4 protein-coding genes are annotated in these 5,882 nt (G+C 75.0%); all 4 read right to left on the minus strand.

The window, feature by feature from the left end; translation table 11 throughout:
* Positions 1–24: 24 nt before the first annotated feature.
* Entirely contained in the window at positions 25–2,550 is a 2,526-nt protein-coding gene (pheT, locus tag E1283_RS30260) for a phenylalanine--tRNA ligase subunit beta (protein WP_132821366.1), read from the minus strand.
* Positions 2,550–3,680, minus strand: coding sequence for a phenylalanine--tRNA ligase subunit alpha (pheS, locus tag E1283_RS30265; RefSeq protein ID WP_132821367.1), 1,131 nt, complete (start codon positions 3,678–3,680; stop codon positions 2,550–2,552). Before pheS ends, pheT begins: the two co-directional genes overlap by 1 nt.
* Positions 3,681–3,838: 158 nt before the next feature.
* Positions 3,839–4,942 carry a sensor histidine kinase gene (locus E1283_RS30270; protein WP_132821368.1) on the minus strand — a complete coding sequence of 368 codons (1,104 nt, stop codon included), beginning with the start codon at positions 4,940–4,942 and terminating at the stop codon, positions 3,839–3,841.
* Between the two features lie 34 nt (positions 4,943–4,976).
* Positions 4,977–5,882 (minus strand): TrmH family RNA methyltransferase (locus E1283_RS30275; RefSeq protein ID WP_243745208.1); only part of this gene is annotated, 906 nt, incomplete at its 5' end.

The raw sequence follows: 5,882 nt of genomic DNA on the forward strand, positions 1-5,882 counted from the left end.
GGGTGGGGGACAACCCCCCGGCCGTCAGCGCTGCGTGGCGCCCGTCCTCGCCGTCGCCGCCGCGACCGCCGCCTCGCGGGCGGCCGTCGCGTCCTCGGCGGTGAGCGTCCGGTCCGGTGCCCGGAACCGCAGCGTGTAGGCCAGCGACTTCCGGCCCGCGCCCAGCTGCTCACCCGTGAAGACGTCGAACAGCCGCAGCGACTCCAGCAGTTCGCCCGCGCCGTCGCGCAGCGCCGCCGCGACCTCCGCCGCCGGCACCGAGGAGTCGACCACCAGCGCGACGTCCTGCGTGGCGACCGGGAACGACGACACCGCGGGCGCCGACGGCACTCCGCTGCCCGCGGCCTGGAGCGCGTCCAGGTCGGCCTCCATGGCGCAGGTCCGCTCGGGCAGGCCGAGTGCCTTGATCACCCGCGGGTGCAGTTCGCCGGCGTGGCCGACCAGGGCCCGTTCGCCGTCCACGACCGCGTACAGCGCCGCGCAGCGGCCCGGGTGCCACGGCGCCTGCCTGGCGTTCTCCGTGACGAGCTCCGCGCCGGCCTCGCCGGCGACGGTGCGGGCCGCCTCGACGGCGTCCGCCCAGCCGGCGGGGCGGCCCTCGCCCCACCAGCCGCCCGGCTCGCGGGCGCCCGCGAGCACCACGGCGACCCGGCGCGGCTGCCGCGGCAGCGCCGCGTCGAGCAGCGCGATCTCCTCGGCCGTGGGCCGCCGGGTCACCGGCAGCCTGACGGGCGTGGGCTCGTCGCCGGTGGGCAGGAAGACGAGGCCGGTCTCGAAGAGCGCGGCGTCGCCCGTGCCGCGGCCGACGTTGCGCCGCAGCGCGTCGAGCAGCCCGGGCAGCAGCGTGGTGCGCAGCCCCGGCTCCTCGTCGGAGAGCGGGTTGATCAGGCGGGCGGTGCGCCGGCGGTCGTCGTCCGCCGGGAGGCCGAGCGCGTCGAGCTGGGTCTGGCCGATGAACGGGTAGTTGGGGGCCTCGACGTAGCCGGCGCCGGCCAGCGCCCGGCCGATCCGCCGGTGCAGCCGCTGCCGCTCGGTGAGGCCCCGGCCCGGCTTGGGCCGCGGCAGGGTGGAGGGCAGTGCCGCGTAGCCCTCCAGCCTGATGACCTCCTCGGCGAGGTCGTTGGGGTCGGTGAGGTCGGGACGCCAGCTCGGCGCGGTGACCGTGAGCAGGTCGGCGCCGGTGACCGTGCAGCCGACCTCCTGGAGCCGCCGCACCACGGTCTCGCGGCCGTAGGTCATGCCGGCGACCCGGTCGGGGTGGTCGGCCCGGACGGTGATCGGCATCGGGGGCGCCTCGGCGGCGACCTCGGTGACGCCGGGCTGCGCGGTGCCGCCGCCGAGCAGCACCAGCAGGTCGACGGCGCGCTGCGCGGCGGCGCCGGCCGCCCGCGGGTCGACGCCGCGCTCGAAGCGGCGGGCCGCCTCGCTGGAGAGCTTGTGGCGGCGGGCGGTGCGGGCGATGGCGACCGGGTCGAAGTGGGCGGCCTCCAGGACGATCTCGGTGGTGCCCCGGGCCTCGCCGAGCAGCGGCTGGGGCTCGTCGCCCGGCGCGTCGGCGATCTCGGTGTCCTGGCCGCCCATGACGCCGGCCAGGCCGATCGGCCCGTTGGCGTCGAAGATCACCAGGTCCTCCGGGTCGAGCGCGCGCCGCGCGCCGTCCAGCGTGGTGAGCTTCTCGCCCGGCTGGGCGCGCCGCACGCCGATCGGCCCGGTGACCCGGGCGTGGTCGTAGGCGTGCAGCGGCTGGCCGATCTCCAGCATCACGTAGTTGGTGATGTCGACGGCGAGCGAGATGGGCCGCATGCCGGCCTTCTGGAGCCGCCGCTGGAGCCAGAGCGGGGACCTGGCCTCGGGCCGCACACCGGTGACGGTGCGGGCGACGAAGCGGTCGCAGCCGGCGTCGTCGACCCGGACCGGGAAGCCCTCGGCGTTGGGGCTCGGCACGTCGAGCAGCGCCGGGTCGCGCAGCGGCAGCCCGAAGGCGGTGGCGGTCTCGCGGGCGATGCCGCGCATCGAGAGGCAGTAGCCGCGGTCGGTGGTGACGGCGATGTCCAGCACCTCGTCGACCAGTTCGAGCAGCGCGAAGGCGTCGGTGCCGGCCTCGTGTTCGGGCGGCAGGACGAGGATGCCGGCGTGGTCGTCGCCGATGCCGAGCTCGCGGGCGGAGCAGATCATGCCCTCGGAGACCCGGCCGTACGTCTTGCGGGCGGTGATCTCGAAGCCGCCGGGCAGCACGGCGCCGGGCAGCACGACCACGACCTTGTCGCCGACGGCGAAGTTGCTGGCGCCGCAGATGATGTTCTGCGGCTGGCCGGTGCCGTTGGCGGTGCCGACGTCCACCTGGCAGTAGCGGATCGGCTTCTTGAACTCCGTCAGCTCCTCGATGGCGAGCACCCGGCCGACGACCAGCGGTCCCGTGAGGTCGGCGCCGAGCTGTTCGACGGTCTCGACCTCGAGGCCGGCGGAGACCAGCCGGGCCGCGACGTCGCGGCCGGTGATCCCGGCGGGCAGGTCCACGTATTCCCGCAGCCAGGAAAGCGGGGCGCGCATCAGATCTCCATCCCGAAGGGCCGGGTGAACCGCACGTCACCCTCGATGATGTCTCGCATGTCCACGACGTTGTGACGGAACATCAGCAGTCGCTCGATGCCGAAGCCGAAGGCGAAGCCGCTGTACCGCTCGGGGTCGATGCCGCAGGCGACCAGCACCCGCGGGTTGACCACGCCGCAGCCGCCGAGTTCGATCCAGCCCTCGCTGGAGCAGGTGCGGCAGGGGCGGTCCGGGTTGCCGACGGACTCGCCGCGGCAGCGGAAGCACACCATGTCCATCTCGGCGGACGGCTCGGTGAACGGGAAGTAGTTGGGCCGCAGCCGGGTGCGCATGCCCTCGCCGAAGAGCGACTGGACCATGTGGTCGAGGGTGCCCTTGAGGTCGGCCATGGTCAGGCCCTCGTCGATGGCCAGCAGCTCGACCTGGTTGAAGACGGGGGTGTGGGTGGCGTCCAGCTCGTCGGTGCGGTAGACGCGGCCCGGGCAGATCACGTAGAGGGGCGGCTCGCGGTCCAGCATGGAGCGGATCTGCACGGGCGAGGTGTGGGTGCGCAGCACCAGGTCGGCCTCGGCGTCGCCCGCCTCCTCCTTGCCGCCGGCGAGGAAGAAGGTGTCGTGGGTGGTGCGCGCCGGGTGGTCGGGGCCGATGTTGAGGGCGTCGAAGTTGAACCACTCGGCCTCGACCTCGGGGCCCTCCGCGACCTCGTAGCCCATGGCCGTGAAGATGTCCTCGATGCGCTCGGAGAGCGTGGTCAACGGGTGCCGGGCGCCGGCCGGGCGGCGGTCGTAGGGAAGGGTGACGTCCACCGCCTCCTCGACCAGGACGCGCTCGTCGCGCTCGACCTCCAGCTCCTCCTGGCGGGCGGCGAAGGCGCCGCTCACCGCCTTCCTGGCCTGGCCGACGCGGCGGCCGGCCTCGGCCTTGGCCTGTGGCGGGAGCGCGCCGATCTCGCGGTTGGCCAGGGCGAGGGGCGACCGGTCGCCGGCGTGGGCCACCTTGACGTCGCGCAGCTCGTCGAGGCTGGCGGCGGCCGCGATGGCCGCGAACGCCTCGTCCCGCGCTCGGTCGATCTCTTCCGGTTTCAGTGCCTCGACCTCGACAGGGTCGTACGACTTGTTGGGTGCCGACATCTCTTCCGTTGCTTCCGTTTGGCGTGACGCCCCGCTGCGCGCCCCGGGGCCGAGTCTACGGGGGGCGCGCGAGGGCATGGGTCCGTGGTGTCAGGGCGAGGTGCGCCCGCGGCCACGGCCGGCGGTGATCGGGTGCGACCGGTGTCGGTCGCGGGGGATCACGAGAGGAACGCCGGGGTGCCCGCGGGCAGGGTAAATCGGAACCTGGCGCCGCCCCGGGCGGTGCGGCCGACCGTGACGGTACCGCCGTGGGCCTCGACGATGCCCTTGACGATGTAGAGGCCGAGCCCGGTGCCGCCCCGGTCGTTGCCGCGCCAGAAGCGCGTGAAGACCCGGTGGATGGCGTCCTCGGGGATGCCGGAGCCTTCGTCGCTCACGGTGACCGTGGTTCCTTCCTGGGCCGCGGGGCCTTCCTGACCTGAGGGGCCCCTCTTTCCGGGGGCCCGGTCCATCTCGATGGTGACGGTTCCCGCGCCGTGGCGCACGGCGTTTTCCAGCAGGTTGCCGAGGACCTGGTCGATCTTGTCGGGGTCGGCCCAGAGGTCGGGCAGCGACTCGGCGATCCGCAGGTCGAAGCGGTCGGCCGTCAGGCCGCCGTTGACCAGGGTCTCGACGTGGCGACGTACGGCGTCGTCGAGCCGGACGGGCTGGCGTCGGATCTCGAGCCGGCCCGAGTCGATCCTGGAGACGTCGAGCAGCTCGGTGATCAACCGGGTCACGCGGTCCGCGTCGCTGTCGACGGTCTGCAGCATCAGCTTCTTCTGGTCGTCGGTGAACCGCTCCCACTTGTCGAGCATGGTGGCGGTGAAGCCCTTGACCGAGGTGAGCGGGGAGCGCAGTTCGTGCGCCACGGTGGCGATCAGCTCGGCGTCGCTGCGCTCGGCGCGCTGCCTGGCGTCGGTGGCGCGCAGGGTCACGACGAGGCGGCGGACGGGCCCCGCCGGGTGGGCCCGCACGTATCGGGCGGTGACCAGCACCTCGCCGCCGCCGGGCAGCAGCAGGTTGCGCTCGGGATGCCCGGTGCGGCTGGCCGGGCCGCGGTAGGGGTCGGTCAGCGGCCACCAGCCGCGGCCGTCGGTGTCCTGGAGGGGCAGGGCCTCCTCGACGGGGCGGCCGAGGGCCTCGGCGGCGGGCCGGCCGGTGAGTCGGGTGGCCTCGGCGTTGAAGCAGATCACCTCGCCGGCGCCGTCGGCGACGACCAGGCCGTCGGGCAGGTCGTCGGGCGTCAGGCCGAGCTCCCCGGCACCGCCTTCGGTGTCCATCCCCGTGCGCCCCTCTCGCTGTTCGGTCAGCCTACTAGCGCTGTTCGGGTTCATCCCTCCCCCGGTGGGGCGCGCGATGACCGTCCGGGCGCTCCGTTGGCCGATCACCCGTGGCCCGGCAGCCGCCCGCCGCCCGCTGGGCGCGCGCCGAGGCGTACAGGCAGACGGCGGCGGCGGTGGCCAGGTTCAGGCTCTCGGCCCGGCCGTGGATGGGGACCCGGACCACGGCGTCGGCCAGCTCCCGGGTCTCGGCGGGCAGGCCCCAGGCCTCGTTGCCGAAGATCCAGGCGGTGGGCCCGCCCATGGCGCCGGTGTCGAGTTCGGCGTCCAGGTCGTGGTCGCCCCCGCCGTCCGCGGCGAGCACCCGGGTGCCGGCCGCGGCGAGGCCGGCGACGGCGCGTTCGACGGGGACGCCGACGGCCACCGGCAGGTGGAACAGGCTGCCGACCGAGGCGCGCACCGCCTTGGGGTTGTAGAGGTCGACCGAGGCGTCGGTGAGGATCACGGCGTCGGCGCCGGCCGCGTCGGCGCAGCGGAGCACGGTGCCGGCGTTGCCGGGGTCGCGGACGTGGGCGAGGACGGCGACCAGCCGGGGCCGGGCGGCCAGGATCTCCTCGACCGGCCGGTCGAGGAAGCGGCAGACCCCGACCATGCCCTGGGGGGTCACGGTCTGCGAGATGCCGGCGACGATCTCCTCGCTGGCCCGGTGCACGGGGGCGCCGGCCGCGTGGGCCGCCTCGATGACGTCGCCGTGCCGCTCGGCGGCCTCGGGGGTGGCGAAGAGCTCGACGAGGGTGCGCTCGCCGCCCGCCCGGTGGGTGGCGGCCTCCCGCACGGCCTGCGGTCCCTCGGCGAGGAACCGGCGCTCCTTGCCGCGGAAGCTGCGACGGGCCAGCCGCCGCGCGGCGACGACGCGCGGGGAGCGTGGGGAGGTCAGCTC

The sequence above is a fragment of the Streptomyces hainanensis genome (assembly GCF_004348415.1).
GTDB lineage: Bacteria > Actinomycetota > Actinomycetes > Streptomycetales > Streptomycetaceae > Streptomyces > Streptomyces hainanensis.

Excerpts from the sequence above, each read along its gene's own strand:
- pheT (WP_132821366.1), bottom strand. The coding sequence starts at position 2,550 with ATGCGCGCCCCGCTTTCCTGGCTGCGGGAATACGTGGACCTGCCCGCC.
- pheS (WP_132821367.1), bottom strand. The coding sequence starts at position 3,680 with ATGTCGGCACCCAACAAGTCGTACGACCCTGTCGAGGTCGAGGCACTG.
- E1283_RS30270 (WP_132821368.1), bottom strand. The coding sequence starts at position 4,942 with ATGGACACCGAAGGCGGTGCCGGGGAGCTCGGCCTGACGCCCGACGAC.